Source organism: Micromonospora sp. LOL_025, assembly GCF_048060285.1.
In the GTDB taxonomy this organism is placed as follows: Bacteria; Actinomycetota; Actinomycetes; order Mycobacteriales; family Micromonosporaceae; genus Micromonospora.
Map to the genome: position 1 here is coordinate 361,655 of NZ_JBHMIR010000002.1, position 15,648 is coordinate 377,302.

A 15,648-nucleotide genomic window follows, 5' to 3' on the forward strand; every position below is an offset into this window, starting at 1 on the left:
CGACCCGGGTCCGGCCAGAGAGGGTACCGCCGTACGGCTGGCAGGATGGCGGTGTGAGTCAGCCGAGGTGGACAGTGGTGGTGCCCGTGAAGCGCCTCGCCGCCGCGAAGAGCCGGCTGCGGGGGGCGCTGCCGGCCGTACCGCACGAGGAACTGGCGCTGGCCCTGGCCGCCGACACGGTCGCCGCGGTGCGGGCCTGCCCGGCGGTGGCCGGCGTGCTGGTCGTCACCGACGACGCCCGGGTGGCCGAGGCCGCCCGCCGCGCGGGCGCCCGGGCGCTGCCCGACGCCCCCGGCGCCGGGCTGAACGCCGCCTTCCGGCACGGCGCGTCGGCCGCGGGCGGCGGCTGGGTGGCCGGGCTCACCGCCGACCTGCCCGCACTACGCCCGGCCGAGCTGGCGGCGGCGCTGCGGGCGGCGCAGGCCGCGCCCCCGGGCGTACGCCGGTACGTGGCCGACGCCCCCGGCCGGGGCACCGTGCTGCTGGCCGCGCCGCCGGGCGTGGCCCTGGATCCCCGCTTCGGGGTCGGCTCGGCCGACGCGCACGCCGCGAGCGGGGCGCTCGCCCTCACCGGGGACTGGCCGAGCCTGCGCCGGGACGTGGACACCGCCGACGACCTGGCGGCGGCGGCCCGCCTCGGGCTGGGGCCCCGCACGGCCGCGTTGGCCGCCGCCGGCTGCCCGGCCTGAGGGGCGTGTAGCGTGCGGGGCATGCAGGGCACGGTGGCCACCTACGACGCGGCGACCCGCAGCGGGACGCTGCTCCTCGACGACGGCACCGAGCTGGCCTTCCCGGCCCGGGCGTTCGACGCCTCCGGCCTGCGGCTGCTCCGCCTCGGCCAGCGGTTGCGCGTCGAGACCGACGTCACCGGCGCGGTGGTCCGGGTGACATTGCCGACGATGGCCTGAGCGGCTGGTCGAAGTTCATTTTGCGTTAACCGCATCCGGGTGATTATGGGCAGGTGAGCACCCCTCGCAAGCACCCCGCCAACCGACCGCCCACCGCCCCGGCCGCACCCCGCAACGGCACCCGGTCCCGGGGCGCCGACGGCCGGTTCCACGCCGACGCACCCGCCGGAGGCCCCGCGCCGGACGCCGCCGGGACCGACGCGGCGAGCGCCTCCGCCGGCCTGGAGGAGGTGCTGGACCCGGCGCCCGGCCCGCCGGCCGAGGCGGCGGCGACGCCCGCGCCCGACCTCGGGGACGAGGCCCCCACGGCGGAGCCGCTGCCGGAGGACCGCTTCCTCAACCGGGAGCTCTCCTGGCTCGACTTCAACGCCCGGGTGCTGGCGCTCGCGGAGGACCCGGGCACGCCGCTGCTGGAGCGGGCCAAGTTCCTGGCCATCTTCGCCAGCAACCTCGACGAGTTCTACATGGTGCGCGTCGCCGGGTTGAAGCGCCGCCTCCAGGCCGGCCTGCCGGTACGCGGCGGGGACCGGATGCCGCTGCGCACCCAACTGGAGCTGGTCGCCGGGAAGGCCGCGACGCTGGTGGCCCGGCACTCGGCCTGCTTCACCGACGAGGTGCTGCCGAAGCTGGCCGCCGAGGACATCCGGATCCTGCGCTGGGCCGACCTGGACGACCCCGAGCGGGAGCGGCTGCGCACGTACTTCCGGGAGCAGATCTTCCCGGTGCTGACCCCGCTGGCGGTGGACCCGGCGCACCCCTTCCCGTACATCTCCGGGCGGTCGCTCAACCTCGCGGTGGCGGTGCGCGACCCGGACGGCGGCTCGGAGTTCTTCGCCCGGGTGAAGGTGCCGAACAACGTGCCCCGCTTCGTCCGGGTGCACCGCAGCCTGCCGGGCGTACGGATGCTGCCGGTGGAGGACCTGATCTCGGTGCACCTGGGGCAGCTCTTCTCCGGCATGCAGGTGGTCGAGTGCCACCTGTTCCGGGTCACCCGCAACGCCGAGGTGGAGGTCGACGAGGACCGCGACGAGGACCTGCTCCAGGCCCTGGAACGGGAGCTGGCCCGGCGCCGGTTCGGCCCGCCCGTCCGGCTGGAGGTGGCCGCCTCGATCTCCGACCACGTGCTGGAGCTGCTCGTGCGCGAGCTGGACATGCACGACCAGGAGGTGCTGCGGGTGCCCGGCCTGCTCGACCTCTCCGCGCTCTGGCAGCTCTACGACGAGGCCGACCGCCCGGACCTGAAGGATCCGCCGTTCGTGCCGGCCACCCACCCCCGCCTCACGGAGGGCGAGGTGCCGCGCAGCGTCTTCGCGACCCTGCGCGACGGCGACATCCTGGTGCACCACCCGTACCACTCGTTCGCCACCAGCGTGCAGCGCTTCATCGAGCAGGCCGCCGCGGACCCGGACGTGCTGGCCATCAAGCAGACCCTCTACCGCACCAGCGGCGACTCCCCGATCGTGGACGCGCTCGTCGACGCGGCGGCCGCCGGCAAGCAGGTGGTGGTGCTGGTCGAGCTGAAGGCGCGCTTCGACGAGGTGGCCAACATCGGCTGGGCGCGAAAGCTGGAACGCGCCGGCTGCCACGTCGTCTACGGCCTGGTCGGGCTCAAGACGCACTGCAAGACCGCCCTGGTGGTACGCCAGGAGGGCAACCAGATCCGCCGCTACTGCCACATCGGCACCGGCAACTACCACCCGAAGACCGCCCGGCTCTACGAGGACTTCGGCATGCTCACCGCCGACCCGGAGGTCGGGGCCGACCTGACCGACCTGTTCAACGTCCTCACCGGCTACAGCCGGCAGACCGCGTACCGCCGGCTGCTGGTGGCCCCGCAGGGCATCCGCCGCGGCCTGATCGAACGGATCGAGCGGGAGATCGCGCACGTGCGGCTGGGCATGCCCGGGCTCGTGCAGATCAAGGTCAACTCGCTGGTCGACGAGGAGATCACGGACGCGCTCTACCGGGCCTCCCGGGCCGGCGTCCACGTGGACCTGGTGATCCGGGGCATGTGCACGCTGCGACCGGGGGTGCCCGGCCTGTCGGAGAACATCCGGGTCCGCTCGATCCTGGGCCGGTTCCTGGAGCACTCCCGGATCTTCCGGTTCGGCAACAACGGCGACGCCGAGTTCTGGATGGGCTCGGCGGACCTGATGCACCGCAACCTGGACCGCCGGGTCGAGGCGCTCGTGCGGGTGAGCGACCCCGTCGCCCGGGCCGAACTGGACCACGTGTTGACCGCCGCGATGAGCCCCGACGTGGACGCGTTCGAGCTGGCGGCGGACGGCACCTGGAGCCGGCGTACCGGCACGGCGGAGGAGCCGCGGGTCCATCTCCAGGAGTTGCTGCTGCGTCGCGTCGGTGGCACGGCGGGCTGACCGGTACCCGCATAGGCTGACCTGATGCTGGATGAGCGGGACGCGGCCGGCCCCGGCCGGGGCCGGCTGGCCGGGTTCCCCGACGCCACGCCCCCGATCCGGGCGGCGGGCGGTGTGGTGTGGCGCCCCGCCGACGACCCCGGGCCGGTCGAGGGACCGGCCGCCGTACCGCGCGGCGGGGTGCTGGTCTGCCTCGTGCACCGGCCCCGCTACGGCGACTGGTCGCTGCCCAAGGGCAAGCTGGAGCCGGGCGAGCACCCGCTGCGCGCCGCCGTGCGGGAGGTGGCCGAGGAGACCGACGTCCGGGCGGTGCCGCAGGTGCGGCTGCCCACCGTGCGCTACCGCAGCGAGGGCCGCCCGAAGGTGGTCGACTACTGGTCGATGCGGGCGGCGGCCACCGGCGGCTTCCAACCGGCCACCGAGGTCGACGACGTGCGCTGGCTCGGCGTGGACGAGGCGATCCGGCTGGTCAGCTACCCGCACGACGCCGAGGTGCTGGCCGCGTTCGCGGCCCTGCCGACGGTCACCGCGACGGTGGCGCTGGTCCGGCACGCCCACGCCGGCAAGCGGGCCACCTGGTCGGGCCCGGACACCGGCCGGCCGCTCGACGCCCGGGGCTGGGCACAGGCCCACGCGCTCGCCCCGCTGGTGGCGCTGGTCCGCCCGGTACGCCTGCTGTCGGCCTCGGCCCGCCGCTGCGTACAGACCCTCGACCCGGCGGCGGCGCTGCTCGACCTGCCGATCGAGGTCGACGGCGACCTGGACGAGCCGCGTCCGGGCCAGCAGCCCGACGAGTGCGCGCTGGCCGCCGCCGCCCGCCTGGCCGCGCTGGCGGCCACCGGCGAGCCGGTGGGGGTGTGCAGCCAGGGCAAGGTGATCCCGGGCGCCCTGGCCCGGCTCAGCGGGCGGCCGGGCGACTTCACCACCCCGAAGGGCGGCGGCTGGCTGCTCGCCTTCGCCGGCGACCGCCTGCTCTCCGGCGACCGCCTCTGACCGCGCGACCGCCGGGGCCCCGGCGTTCCTGACCGCCCCCGGGCGGGCGGCGGGTCAGGCCGGCGGCAGGGTCAGCGTCACCGCGACCGGCAGGTGGTCGCTGGCCGTCCCGGGCGGGGCCGCCGCGTCACCGGCGGCCAGGTCGGGCGTGACGAAGACGTGGTCGATCTGCTGGCGCGGGGCGTCCGCCGGGCTGGTCGGCAGGGGGCGGGCGGCGGCCAGCGCGTCGACCAGACCGGCCTTGGTGAACTCGGCGAACGCCGGGTCGCCCGGCTCGGTGTTCAGGTCGCCGGCGACCACCAGGGGCCGGCCGGCCGCGTACCGCACGGCGAAGTCGGCGACCGCACGGGCCTGGACCACCGGGTCCTCGCCGGGCGGCGGTTGCAGGTGGGTGGCGACCACCGCGAGCCGGACGCCCGCGCCGAGGTCGACCGTGACGCCGAGGGCCTGCGCCCCGGTGGGCGCGCCGACCGCCGGCAGCGGCCGGGTCCGCGCCGCGTCCAGCGGCCACCGGCTCAGCACGGCGTCGCCCCAGAGCGGGTCGGCGGCCGGCGCGAAGACGTACGGCATGTCCAACCGCTCCGCCAGCAGGTCGAGCGTGTCGTGGCCGCCGTTGAGCAGCCAGCCCCGGTCCACCTCGCTGAGTGCCACGACGTCGGCACCGGCGACGGCCCGCGCCAGCGCGTCCGGGTCGAAGCGGCCGTCCATCCCGAAGCCCATCCGGACGTTGTACGCCGCCACCCGCACCGTCTCCGGCGGCCCGTCCCGGTTGGTCGCGGACAGCAGTTCGTCGCTCGCGACCGCGGCCAGCAGCGTCAGTACGGCGGCCGAGGCGGCCGTCCACACCGGCGGCAACGGCGACCGGACCGGCCCCGGGGTGGGCCGGGTCGCCAGGGCGACGGCGGCGACCAGCACCGCCACCGCCACCGGCACCCCGGCGTTGGGATGGCCGAGGTCGTAGGCGGAGTAGTAGGCCACCGCCGCGACGGCGAAGACGAGCATCCCGGCGACGGCGGCGTACCCACGCCGCCCGGCCGCCCGTGCCGCGTCCTGCCCGCCGCCGACCGCCCGGGTCGGGTCCGGCCCGCCGCCGTCGGAGACCTGGGCCCGGGCTTCGTCGGCGTCGCCCCGTCCGTCGGCCGCGCCGGCCGACGCCAGGCACGCACCCAGACCGACGGCGGTGAGCAGGACCGCCGGCAGCAGCAGCTCCCCGCGGCCGAGGGCGACGAGGACGGCCCCGCCGACCAGGGCCACCGGCCCGAGCCACCGCCAGGCGCCCCGGCGGGGCGGGGCCAGCGCGGCGAGCAGGAACCCGCCGACCGCCACGGCGAGCGGGGCGGGGCCGAACAGCGGCACCGTGGCCACGCCGCCCTCGTCGGCGGGATCCGACCGCAGCAGCCCGAACTGGTACGACGCCGCCGTCCGGGCGACCGCCGGGGAGAGCGCCACCATGCCGGCGAGCAGCAGCGCCGGCCCGGCCAGCAGCCAGCTCCGTACGCCGCCCGCCCCGGCCGGCGGCGCGGGTCGTACCTGCCCCGCCAGGAAGAGGCCCGCGACCCCGACGACCGCGAGCCACGCCGGCCAGTCCCCGAAGAACGCCGAGCGGTACGTGTCCAGCACCGTGTGCAGCAGGGCGCCGACCGCCAGCCCGAGCGCCAACCCGGGTACGGGGCGGTCGGTGCCGGCGGCGACACCGGCGAGCCAGACCAGCCCGGCGAGCAGCCCGGCCGTGGCGAGCCAGAGCTGGAGCCGCCCGCCCGGCTGGCCGTTGACGGCGAGCCGCGCCACGACCAGCAGCACCGCGGCGACGAGCGTGACGGGGCGGGCGCCCACCCGACGGATCAGCGCGGGCGCGGCCAGGGCGAGCAGGAACCAGCCGAACGCGAACGCCCCCAGCAGTTCGGCGGGGGTCGAGGCGGCCTGACCGAAGATGGTGATGACCGCCGGCAGGAAGACGCGCAGCACGTCGACCAGGAGCACGACGCCGAGGGCGAGGGTGACGGGGGTGAGGTGGCGGTAGCGCACCGGGCTGCCTTTCGCCGACCGGAAGGGGTGCGGCGATTCTGCGGGCGGGGCACGGTCGGGGTCAACGGGTCGGGGTGGACACGGCGAAGGGCGCCCACCGTCGGTGGACGCCCTCCTCGTACCGCTGGGTTCAGCGCTTGGCCGCGGCCTTCTTGGCCGGCGCCTTCTTGGCCGGCGCCTTCTTCGCCGCCGCGCTCTTGCTCGCCGTCGCGGCGGTCTTCTTCGCCGCCGTGGCCTTGGTCGCCGCGGTGGTCTTCTTCGCCGGGGCGGCCTTGGTGGTCGCGGTCTTCTTCGCCGCGGTGGTCTTGGTCGCCTTCGCCGCGGGGGCCTTCTTGGCCGCCGCGGTCGCCTTGGCCCCGGTCGCCTTCGCCCCGGTGGCCTTGGCACCCGTCGTCTTGGCCGCCGAGGTGGTCTTGGCGGCGGACGTGGTCTTGGCGGCGGCCGCCGTGGTCTTCTTCGCCGCCGCCGTGGCCTTCGGCACCTTGCCGCTGGCCACCATCTCCTTGAATCCGGCGCCGGGCCGGAAGGTCGGGACGGATGTCTTCTTGACCTTCACCGCCTCGCCGGTCCGCGGGTTGCGCGCTGTTCGGGCGCCCCGGACGCGCTTTTCGAACGCTCCGAATCCGGTGATCGCCACCTTCTCGCCCTTGGTGACCGCCGCCTGGACCTCAGCGAGGACCGCGTCGAGCGCGGCCGTCGCCGTCTTCCGGTCCCCCAGGCGAACGGCGAGCGCCTCGATGAGCTCGGCCTTGTTCACGACTTCCTCCCGATTGTGCAACTGACTCGACGCGAGCCATTCTGCGCGCACGGTATGCCCTGTGCTGCCGGGACACAAACATTCGGTCGAAAAAAGCCCTTGTGTCGCAACGGATTCGCCCCCACCGGTGAGACCGGCGGGGGCGGAAACCGCTGTGGGATCGGGCGTACGGCTATGCGACCGAGGGCAGGAACGGCGGCCGCGTGGCCTCGAAGGCGCTGACCTCCGACTCGTGGCGGAGGGTGAGTCCAATGTCGTCCAAGCCCTCCAGCAGCCGCCAACGGCTGAAGTCGTCCATCGGGAACGACCAGACGGCCTCGCCGACACGCACCTCGCGGGCGGTCAGGTCAACGGTGACCGGGGTGGTCGGGTCGGCCTCCACCAGGTCCCAGATCTGCTCGATCGCCTTCAATTCCAGCTCGACCGGGAGCAGACCCTCCTTGAGGGCGTTGCCCCGGAAGATGTCGCCGAAACGGGGTGAGATCACGGCACGGAAGCCCCAGTCGCGCAGCGCCCAGACGGCGTGCTCGCGGGAGGAGCCCGTGCCGAACTCCGGACCGGTCACAAGAATCGACGCCCCGGAATGGACGGGATCGTTGAGCACGAATTCCGGGTCCTCCCGCCAGGCGCTGAACAAGCCGTCCGCGAAACCGGTCCGGGTCACCCGCTTGAGGTACACGGCGGGGATGATCTGATCGGTGTCCACGTTGGAGCGCCGCAGCGGCACGGCGGTGCCCGTGTGGGTGGTGAACCTCTCCATCTGGGTGCCCTTCTACAGGTCGGCGGGAGCGGCCAGCCGGCCCGCCACGGCGGTGGCGGCGGCGACCGGCGGGGAGACCAGGTGGGTGCGTCCGCCCCGGCCCTGGCGGCCCTCGAAGTTGCGGTTGGAGGTGGAGGCGGAGCGCTGGCCCGGCGAGAGCGTGTCCGGGTTCATCCCCAGACACATGGAGCAGCCGGCGAAGCGCCACTCGGCGCCGGCGTCGCTGAAGACCTTGTCCAACCCTTCCGCCTCGGCCGCCTCGCGGACGGCGGCGGAACCGGGCACGACCAGCATCCGCACCCCGTCGGCGACCCGGTGCCCGCGCAGCACGTCGGCGGCGGCCCGGAGGTCCTCCAGCCGGCCGTTGGTGCAGGATCCGACGAAGACCACGTCGACCGCGAGGTCCCGCAGCGGGGTGCCGGGACGCAGGTCCATGTACTCCAGCGCGCGCCGGGCGGCGGTCCGCTCGGCCTCGGTGACGAACTCCTCGGGCGTGGGCACCACCGCGTCCAGCGGCGCGCCCTGGCCCGGGTTGGTGCCCCAGGTCACAAACGGGGTGACCGCGCCGGCGTCCAGGGTCACCTCGGCGTCGAAGGTGGCGCCCTCGTCCGTGGGCAGGGTCCGCCACCAGGCGACCGCCACGTCCCAGTCGGCGCCCTTCGGGGCGTTCGGCCGCCCCTTCAGGTACGCGAAGGTGGTCTCGTCCGGCGCGATCATGCCGGCCTTGGCGCCCCACTCGATGGACATGTTGGCGATCGTCATCCGCCCCTCCATGGACAGCGACCGGATCGCCTCGCCGCGGTACTCGACGATGTGCCCACGGCCGCCGCCCGTGCCCACCTGGGCGATCAGCGCGAGCACCAGGTCCTTGGCGGTGACCCCGGGGGCGAGCCGCCCCGTCACGTTCACCGCCATCGTCTTCGGCCGGCTCTGCGGCAGCGTCTGGGTGGCCAGCACGTGTTCGACCTCACTCGTGCCGATGCCGAACGCGAGCGCGCCGAACGCGCCGTGGGTGGCGGTGTGCGAATCCCCGCAGACGATGGTCATGCCGGGCTGGGTGACGCCGAGCTGCGGGCCGATGACGTGCACGATGCCCTGGTTCTCGTCGCCCAGCGGGTGCAGGCGCACGCCGAACTCGGCGCAGTTGCGGCGCAGCGTCTCGATCTGCGTACGCGAGGTGGGGTCGGCGATGGTGAGCAGGTCGCCGCGCCGCTGCCGGAACGACGGGTCGGCGTACCCCGTCGGAGTGTTGTGGTCCTCCGTCGCGAGCGTGAGGTCCGTGCGGCGCACCCGGCGCCCGGCGAGGCGCAGCCCGTCGAAGGCCTGCGGGCTCGTCACCTCGTGCAGCAGGTGCAGGTCGATGAAGAGCAGATCGGGCTCACCCTCGGCGGACCGCACGACGTGCGCGTCCCAGACCTTCTCGGCCAGGGTCCTCGGCTCGGCAGTAGTGACTCCCACCATCTGGACATCCTAAATTCTGGGAGGTAAGTTTCGGCTTGTGGGACACAGTATGAGCGGTGTCGGCGTTCTCGACAAGGCGGTGGTCATCCTGGCCGCCTGCGTCGACGGCGCCAGCCTGGCCGAACTCGTTGAACGCACCAAGCTGCCCCGGGCCACCGCGCACCGGCTGGCGCAGGCGCTGGAGATCCACCGGATGCTGGTCCGGGACACCCAGGGTCGCTGGCGCCCCGGCCCGCGCCTGGGTGAGCTCGCCAACGCCGCCCCGGACGTGCTCCTGACGGCGGCGGAGCCGCTGCTGGCGGCGCTGCGGGACGCGACGGGCGAAAGCGCCCAGCTCTACCTGCGCCGCGCCGACGAGCGCATCTGCGTGGCCGCCGCCGAGCGCGCCAGCGGCCTGCGGGACACCGTGCCGGTCGGCTCGGTGCTGCCGATGACGGCGGGCTCCGCGGCGCAGATCCTGCTCGCCTGGGAGCCGCCGGAGGCGGTGATGCCGCTATTGCCCCGATCGAAGTTCACCGGCCGCACCCTGGCCGAGGTACGCCGCCGGGGCTGGGCGCAGAGCGTCGCCGAGCGCGAGGCCGGTGTGGCGAGCGTCTCGGCGCCGATCCGCGACCGTACCGGTCGGGTCATCGCCTCGATCAGCATCTCCGGCCCGATCGAGCGCCTCGGACGCCGCCCCGGCGAACGCCACGCGATGGCCGTGGTCCGGGCCGGCCAACGCCTCTCCGGCCTCTGACCCACCCACCCTGCCCGCCTGCCTACGCCACCCCGGCCCTGCTCTGCCTCGCCCTGCCCGCCTGCCTGCGCCTGCCCCGGCCCTGGCCTGTCTCGCCGCGCCCCGCGTTCCGCACGACCCCTGCCGCCTGCCTACGCCCCTTCCCGCCCGGCCCCGATCCCGCCGGCCCCGGCGACCCGCCCGACTGCACCGACACCGGCACGTCCAAGCCGGCGCGCAACTGCCGGGTGACCAAGAAGTCTGCGTCCGGTCCGAGGCCGAATCCGGACGCAAGAAACTTCTTGATCACCCGACCCGGAGCGCCACGGCGCCGGAGGCGACCGCCCGGCCTGGGCAGCCAGCGGTCAGCCCGACCCCGACAGCCCAGCCCCGACGGCACGTGTCGGTGATCATGAGGCTGGCGGTGGGATGAGAGATCATCTTCGCCGCCAACCTCATGATCACCGCTTGAAGGTGGGCGGGTGGGAGGGCGGGATGCAAAACGGCCCGTCCCACCGGGGTGGGACGGGCCGTTGGAGATGTAGCCCCGACCGGATTCGAACCGGCGCTACCGCCTTGAGAGGGCGGCGTCCTGGGCCGCTAGACGACGGGGCCAAGACCTTACTGCTTCCACCGCCCTTTCGAGCGGTGCGGCTGTAGTCTAGCGGCGTCCCCTTCGGGGACGGAAATCGGGGCGACCCATGCTTGGGCCGACCGAGATCGGCCAACCAGGCCGTTCGCCGAGACCGAGTCGACGGGGGTCGGGTTCGCCGACGCCGGGCCAGCACAGGCACTGGCGAAGGCCCCCGCAGGTCAACACAGTCGAGCAGCCGAGCAGTCGGGTCGAGCCAGCCAGTGGCAGCCAGGTCGCGCCCGCGCAGCGGCCAGGACCACTGGGCCCGCCAGCGGTCAGCACCACCGGGCCACCAACAGCAGTACCGTCGGGTCACCCAGCGGCAGCACCGCCGGGTCCGCCCAGCAACCAACCGGTCGAGCCACCCAGCGGCCAGCACCGCAGAAGCCGTTCAGCGGCGACACCACGGGGGCCACAGGCGGCCAGCACCGCAGGATCGGCCAGCGGCCGGCAGGGCGGCGCGACCGCGTGCCAGTCGGATGCCTGCCTGGGCCGACGGCGCGGCGCCGGCGGCGCGACGGCCGGGCATGCGAAACGGCCCGCCCCACCGAAGTGGAACGGGCCGTTCGAGATGTAGCCCCGACCGGATTCGAACCGGCGCTACCGCCTTGAGAGGGCGGCGTCCTGGGCCGCTAGACGACGGGGCCAGAACTACTTGCGGCACCGCTCTGCCGAGCGGTGCCGCTGGACTCTATCAGAGAGAACCCCGATCCCCTGTCGGGAACCGGAGCCGTCTCCTACGAGATCCAGCGCCCGAGGCTCTTCCGAACCTCGGCTGCGCTGGGGTACCAGGACTCGAACCTAGACTAACTGAACCAGAATCAGTCGGGCTGCCAATTACCCCATACCCCATTGGCCCCTTGCGGTGCCGGGATCAGACTTTACCCTCCCGGTGCCAGCAGGCCAAATCGAGCCCCCCAAACCGCCCCTGAACTGCGGAAACGGGGCCTCGACGCGGATCAGGCGACGGGTACCACCGGGTTGGTCAGGTCTCCGATCCCCTCGATCCGCACGGTGACCGTATCCCCGTCCAGGAGCGGGCTAACCCCGGCGGGCGTGCCGGTGAGCACCACGTCACCGGGCAGCAGGGTCATCACGTGCGAGACGTACGACACCAGGGCCGGCACGTCGAAGACCATGTCGCGGGTCCGGCCGAGCTGGCGGACCTCCATCTCCTCGGGATTGCGACCCACCTCACAGCGGATCTCCAGGTCGCGGACGTCGAGCCCGGTGGCGATCCACGGCCCGATCGGGCAGAACGAGTCGAAGCCCTTGGCGCGGGTCCACTGGCCGTCGGAACGCTGGAGGTCCCGGGCGGTGACGTCGTTGGCGCAGGTGTATCCGAAGATGGCCCGCTCCGCGGCGGCCCGGTCGGCCCGGCGGGCGCCCGGCGCGCCGATCACCACGGCCAGCTCGGCCTCGTGCTCGACCTGCTTGGAGAAGATCGGCAGCCGGATCGCGTCCCGGGGGCCGATCACGGAGGTGGACGGTTTGAGGAAGAGCAGCGGCTCCTTCGGCACCTCGCTGCCGTGCTCGGCGGCGTGCTCGGCGTAGTTGCGGCCGACGCAGACGACCTTGCTGGGCAGGATCGGCGAGAGCAGGCGGACGTCGGACAGCGCCCAACGGGCACCACTGAAGGTGAGCTGCCCGAACGGGTGGCCCTCGATCTCGGCGACGGTCAGGCCCTGCGGGCCCGCCTCCGGCTCGCCCTCGACGACCCCGAACGACATTCCCTTGGCATGAGCAAAACGAGCGATACGCACCAGGCCAATCTAGCCCCGGTGCGCCTCGCCCCGGCCGAGGCCGCGGCGAGGCGCACCGGCACGGCCGGCGGCACACCCGCAGACCCGGGAGGGCGCACCCTACGCCACTGCCCGCTCGCGGGGGCGGAGTTCGCGACTTCGTACCCGCCCGGCGTCGTCGCGCCCCTAGCGTCGGCTCCGGAGGTTCGTTCGTATGCCTGCATCGACACGACACCACAGGGCCCTCGCAGTGTTCGTACACTGCCTCGGCATTCTCGCCGCCGTGCCGGCACTGCCCACGGCGGCCCCACCCGCGGCGGCCGCGCCGCCACCACCGGTGGTCGCGCCGACCCCGGAGCCGGCGATGCCGTCGGCGCCGCCGGCGGTGCCCACCCCGACCCGGGCCGCCCCGCCGGTGGCGAAGCCGCCGGTCACGGTCGCGGTGGTGCCGGAGCGCACGCCGGCGCCGAGCTACCGGATCCAGGTCCGCAACAGCGGCGGTACGCCGGTGGACACCACGGTCCGGCAGGAGCTGCCGCCCGGTGCCTCGGCGACCGCCATCACCGACGGGGGCCGGGCCACCCGGGGCGCCGGGCAGTCGGCCACCGAGGTGACCTGGCAGCTGAAGCTGCCCGCCCGCAGCACCACCACCCTGGGCACGGCGCTCACCACCGCCGCCCCGGCCCGGCCGGTGACCGCGCCGGCCTGCGCCTTCGCCCGTGACGGCAGCCGGCCGTACGACTGCGCGACCGCGACCTGGAACGCGGGCGCGCCGGCCGCCGCGCCCGAGCGTTCCGAGGCGCCGCCGTGGCGCCGGACGCCGGTGCTGCTGGCCGGGCTGGCCACGGTGGCGGTGCTCGCGGTGGGCGGGGCCTGGACCTGGCGCCGGCGCCGCCGGCCGGTCGCCGCGGCCCTCTCCGGCGATGGGCCGGGGACGGTCTATCCGCGCCCGGCCGCGCCGCGACCGGAACAGGTCCGCCGCAAGCCGTCCGTCTGGTTGATCGTCCCGGTGGCCGCCGCCGTGCTCGCCGGCACGGTGGGGACGGCGGCCTGGACGGCCACCCGAGAGGTCGCCGCCGTCGACACCGGCAGCCAGCCGACCAGCGGCGCGTGGTTGGGTCAGGGGGTCAACGGGGCCGTCGGCGAGCCGCTGCGCGAGTCGGCGTTCGAGTTCACCGTGTACCGCGTCGCGTGCGAGCCCGGCGCGGCGGCCCGGCAGTGCGAGGCCACGGTCGGGGTGCGCAACCTCACCCCGGAGCAGCAGAGCTGGCACGGCCGGCTGCAACGGGCGTACCTGCCCGACGGCAACTTCGTCAGCACCGACGAGCAGGCGACGCGGACGGCCAACCAGGGCCGGGACGTCTTCGCCCAGCCGATGGCGGCCGGCAGCCGGACGGTGCTGCCGCTGGTCTTCACCGTCGACGGGCAGGCGCCGCCGGAGCAGTTGGAGCTGCGCAGCGGGGTGTTCTCCGCCGGGGTCCGGGTGGACGTGCCCTGACGAGGCGCCGGGCGGCGGTCGTACCCTGGGGTCCGTGACCGCCGCCCTCGCCCCGACCGCCGTGCTCGACGCGGCGCGCTGGCAGGCCCGGCGCCGGGCGCACGAGGAGCGGATCGACGCCTGGCTCACCCCGCACCTGGCCCGCCGCCGCCGGGGCGGCAAGCATCCGGTGGAGGATTTCCTCTTCACCTACTACTCGCACCGCCCGGCCCAGTTGCGCCGCTGGCACCCCGGCGCCGGCATGGTGCTGCGCGACGCGGACCCGGCCGGGTTCGGCCGGGACTACCGCGCCACCGCCGCCGGGGTCACCCTCGACACCGAGGCGGTACGCGCGCGGCGCGCCGAGTCGATCGGGTGGATCCGGGCGCTGCTGGTGGCGACCGCCGACCGGCCCGCGCACCTCGGCTGCTTCGGGATGCACGAGTGGGCCATGGTCTACCGGCAGACCCAGGAGGAGGTACGCCACAACGCCTGGCCGCTGCGCCTCAGCCCGGAGCGGACCGCCGCCCTGCTGGAGGAGCGCGGCGTGCGGTGCAGCCACTTCGACGCGTACCGGTTCTTCACCGCGCCGGCCCGGCCGCTGAACCTGCTCACCCCGACGCGCGAGACGCAGCACGCGCACGAGCAGCCGGGCTGTCTGCACGCCAACATGGACCTCTACAAGTGGGCCTACAAGCTGTCCCCACTGGTGCCGAGCGAACTGGTGGCGGACGCCTTCGAGCTGGCGCGGGAGATCCGCACGCTGGACATGCGCGCCTCGCCGTACGACCTGAGCGCCCTCGGCTACGCACCCGTGCGGGTGGAGACCGTCGAGGGCCGGCACGAGTACGTGCGGGCGCAGCGGTCGTTCGCGGAGCGGGCCGCACCGCTGCGGGCGCGCCTGGTCGCCGAGTGCGACCGGCTGCTGTCGACCGTCGACGGGTGAGCGGCCGACCCGCCCCGGGTCAGTCGCCGTCGACGCGACGGTCGCGCTTGCGCTGTGACCGGCGCTTCTTCTCGGCCAGCCGGCGTTCCTTCGCGCCGCGCGACGGGCGGGTGGGGCGGCGGGGCGGGGGCGGCGGGGCGACGGCCTCGCGCAGCAGCGCGGCCAGCCGTTCCCGGGCGGCCTCCCGGTTGGCCAGTTGCGCCCGGTGCTCGCTAGCGGTGACGGTCAGCACGCCGTCGACCAGCCGGCCGACGAGCCGCTCCAGCGCCCGCGCCCGCAGCGGCTCGGGTACGCCGGGCGAGGCGGCCAGGTCGTAGCTCAGCTCGACCCGCGAGTCGGTGGTGTTGACGCCCTGCCCGCCGGGCCCGGACGAGCGGGAGAAGCGTTCCCGCAGCTCGGCGGCGGGCACGGTCCACCGGTCGTTCACCCGCAGTCCGTCGTCCACCCCCCGAGGCTAGCGCCCCTGCCGGTCGCTCGGGGTCGCGGCCGGGCTCGGGGTCTCCCCGGGTGGGGCGGGACTGCCGTCGGAGCCGGCGGCGGCGTACGCGACCGCGCCCACCAGCAGCAGTGCGATCACCCCGATCTTCGTGGTGGCCACCTTGATCAGCAGCCACGCGGCGCGCCGGGCGCCGGGCACGGTCTTCCTGACGGTCTGGTAGTCGGCCCACCCGCGTCGCGCCCGGGCGTACGCCGACCCCACACCGGTACCGATCAACAGGCCCACCAGCAGGAGGACCACGATTTCAGGACGCTCCACCCACGCCAGTATCCATACTCAGCGTGATATTTCCATTGGCCGATCATTTCGCGCCGGGTATCCGACAGTTTTCACATTCCCGAGCGGTCCGACGG

The 15,648-nt window shown here is 74.7% G+C and carries 14 protein-coding genes and 3 tRNA genes; 7 read left to right on the forward strand and 10 right to left on the reverse strand.

Features of this window, described 5'->3' with window-relative positions; genetic code table 11:
• Window positions 1-53: 53 nt before the first annotated feature.
• From cofC to ACFHW0_RS04380, 4 genes are read left to right on the forward strand one after another with little or no spacing between them, the layout of a single operon-like run.
• Window positions 54-689 carry a 2-phospho-L-lactate guanylyltransferase gene (gene cofC / locus ACFHW0_RS04365; RefSeq protein ID WP_416605588.1) on the forward strand — a complete coding sequence of 212 codons (636 nt, stop codon included), beginning with the start codon at window positions 54-56 and terminating at the stop codon, window positions 687-689.
• A gap of 21 nt (window positions 690-710) precedes the next feature.
• Complete coding sequence (locus ACFHW0_RS04370) at window positions 711-908, forward strand: cold-shock protein (protein WP_416605589.1); 198 nt, start codon at window positions 711-713, stop codon at window positions 906-908.
• Window positions 909-961: 53 nt separating this feature from the next.
• Entirely contained in the window at window positions 962-3,286 is a 2,325-nt protein-coding gene (locus ACFHW0_RS04375) for an RNA degradosome polyphosphate kinase (RefSeq protein WP_416605590.1), read from the forward strand.
• Between the two features lie 24 nt (window positions 3,287-3,310).
• Window positions 3,311-4,279 carry an NUDIX hydrolase gene (locus ACFHW0_RS04380; RefSeq protein ID WP_416605591.1) on the forward strand — a complete coding sequence of 323 codons (969 nt, stop codon included), beginning with the start codon at window positions 3,311-3,313 and terminating at the stop codon, window positions 4,277-4,279.
• A gap of 54 nt (window positions 4,280-4,333) precedes the next feature.
• Here ACFHW0_RS04380 and ACFHW0_RS04385 read toward each other — a convergent pair whose 3' ends face one another.
• The 4 genes from ACFHW0_RS04385 to leuC form a co-directional block, all read right to left on the reverse strand.
• Window positions 4,334-6,304 carry an endonuclease/exonuclease/phosphatase family protein gene (locus ACFHW0_RS04385; protein WP_416605592.1) on the reverse strand — a complete coding sequence of 657 codons (1,971 nt, stop codon included), beginning with the start codon at window positions 6,302-6,304 and terminating at the stop codon, window positions 4,334-4,336.
• A 130-nt stretch (window positions 6,305-6,434) separates the two neighbouring features.
• Entirely contained in the window at window positions 6,435-7,061 is a 627-nt protein-coding gene (locus ACFHW0_RS04390) for an HU family DNA-binding protein (RefSeq protein ID WP_416605593.1), read from the reverse strand.
• Between the two features lie 172 nt (window positions 7,062-7,233).
• The gene (leuD, locus tag ACFHW0_RS04395; RefSeq protein WP_416605595.1) at window positions 7,234-7,821 is read right to left on the reverse strand and encodes a 3-isopropylmalate dehydratase small subunit; all 588 of its coding nucleotides are present in this window, start codon (window positions 7,819-7,821) and stop codon (window positions 7,234-7,236) included.
• Between the two features lie 12 nt (window positions 7,822-7,833).
• Complete coding sequence (gene leuC, locus ACFHW0_RS04400) at window positions 7,834-9,282, reverse strand: 3-isopropylmalate dehydratase large subunit (protein WP_416605597.1); 1,449 nt, start codon at window positions 9,280-9,282, stop codon at window positions 7,834-7,836.
• Between the two features lie 49 nt (window positions 9,283-9,331).
• Between leuC and ACFHW0_RS04405 the strand changes: the two genes are divergently transcribed.
• Window positions 9,332-10,018 carry an IclR family transcriptional regulator gene (locus ACFHW0_RS04405; RefSeq protein ID WP_091671614.1) on the forward strand — a complete coding sequence of 229 codons (687 nt, stop codon included), beginning with the start codon at window positions 9,332-9,334 and terminating at the stop codon, window positions 10,016-10,018.
• A 521-nt stretch (window positions 10,019-10,539) separates the two neighbouring features.
• On the opposite strand, the gene ACFHW0_RS04410 is transcribed toward ACFHW0_RS04405, so the two are convergent.
• The 4 genes from ACFHW0_RS04410 to ACFHW0_RS04425 form a co-directional block, all read right to left on the reverse strand.
• Window positions 10,540-10,612, reverse strand: a tRNA-Glu gene (locus ACFHW0_RS04410).
• 593 nt (window positions 10,613-11,205) lie between these two features.
• A tRNA-Glu gene (locus ACFHW0_RS04415) sits at window positions 11,206-11,278 on the reverse strand.
• A 133-nt stretch (window positions 11,279-11,411) separates the two neighbouring features.
• Window positions 11,412-11,483: transfer RNA gene (locus tag ACFHW0_RS04420), tRNA-Gln, on the reverse strand.
• Window positions 11,484-11,590: 107 nt separating this feature from the next.
• Window positions 11,591-12,394, reverse strand: coding sequence for a fumarylacetoacetate hydrolase family protein (locus tag ACFHW0_RS04425; RefSeq protein ID WP_416605598.1), 804 nt, complete (start codon window positions 12,392-12,394; stop codon window positions 11,591-11,593).
• Window positions 12,395-12,587: 193 nt separating this feature from the next.
• On the opposite strand from ACFHW0_RS04425, the gene ACFHW0_RS04430 reads away from it, so the two are divergent.
• Window positions 12,588-13,871, forward strand: coding sequence for a hypothetical protein (locus ACFHW0_RS04430; protein WP_416605599.1), 1,284 nt, complete (start codon window positions 12,588-12,590; stop codon window positions 13,869-13,871).
• Between the two features lie 34 nt (window positions 13,872-13,905).
• A complete protein-coding gene (locus ACFHW0_RS04435) occupies window positions 13,906-14,796 on the forward strand; it encodes a 3-methyladenine DNA glycosylase (RefSeq protein WP_416605600.1) in 891 nt (296 codons plus the stop codon).
• Between the two features lie 19 nt (window positions 14,797-14,815).
• Here ACFHW0_RS04435 and arfB read toward each other — a convergent pair whose 3' ends face one another.
• Both arfB and ACFHW0_RS04445 read right to left on the reverse strand, forming a co-directional pair.
• Window positions 14,816-15,241, reverse strand: coding sequence for an alternative ribosome rescue aminoacyl-tRNA hydrolase ArfB (gene arfB / locus ACFHW0_RS04440; protein WP_416605601.1), 426 nt, complete (start codon window positions 15,239-15,241; stop codon window positions 14,816-14,818).
• 9 nt (window positions 15,242-15,250) lie between these two features.
• Window positions 15,251-15,553 carry a hypothetical protein gene (locus ACFHW0_RS04445; protein ID WP_121396150.1) on the reverse strand — a complete coding sequence of 101 codons (303 nt, stop codon included), beginning with the start codon at window positions 15,551-15,553 and terminating at the stop codon, window positions 15,251-15,253.
• Window positions 15,554-15,648: the final 95 nt, after the last annotated feature.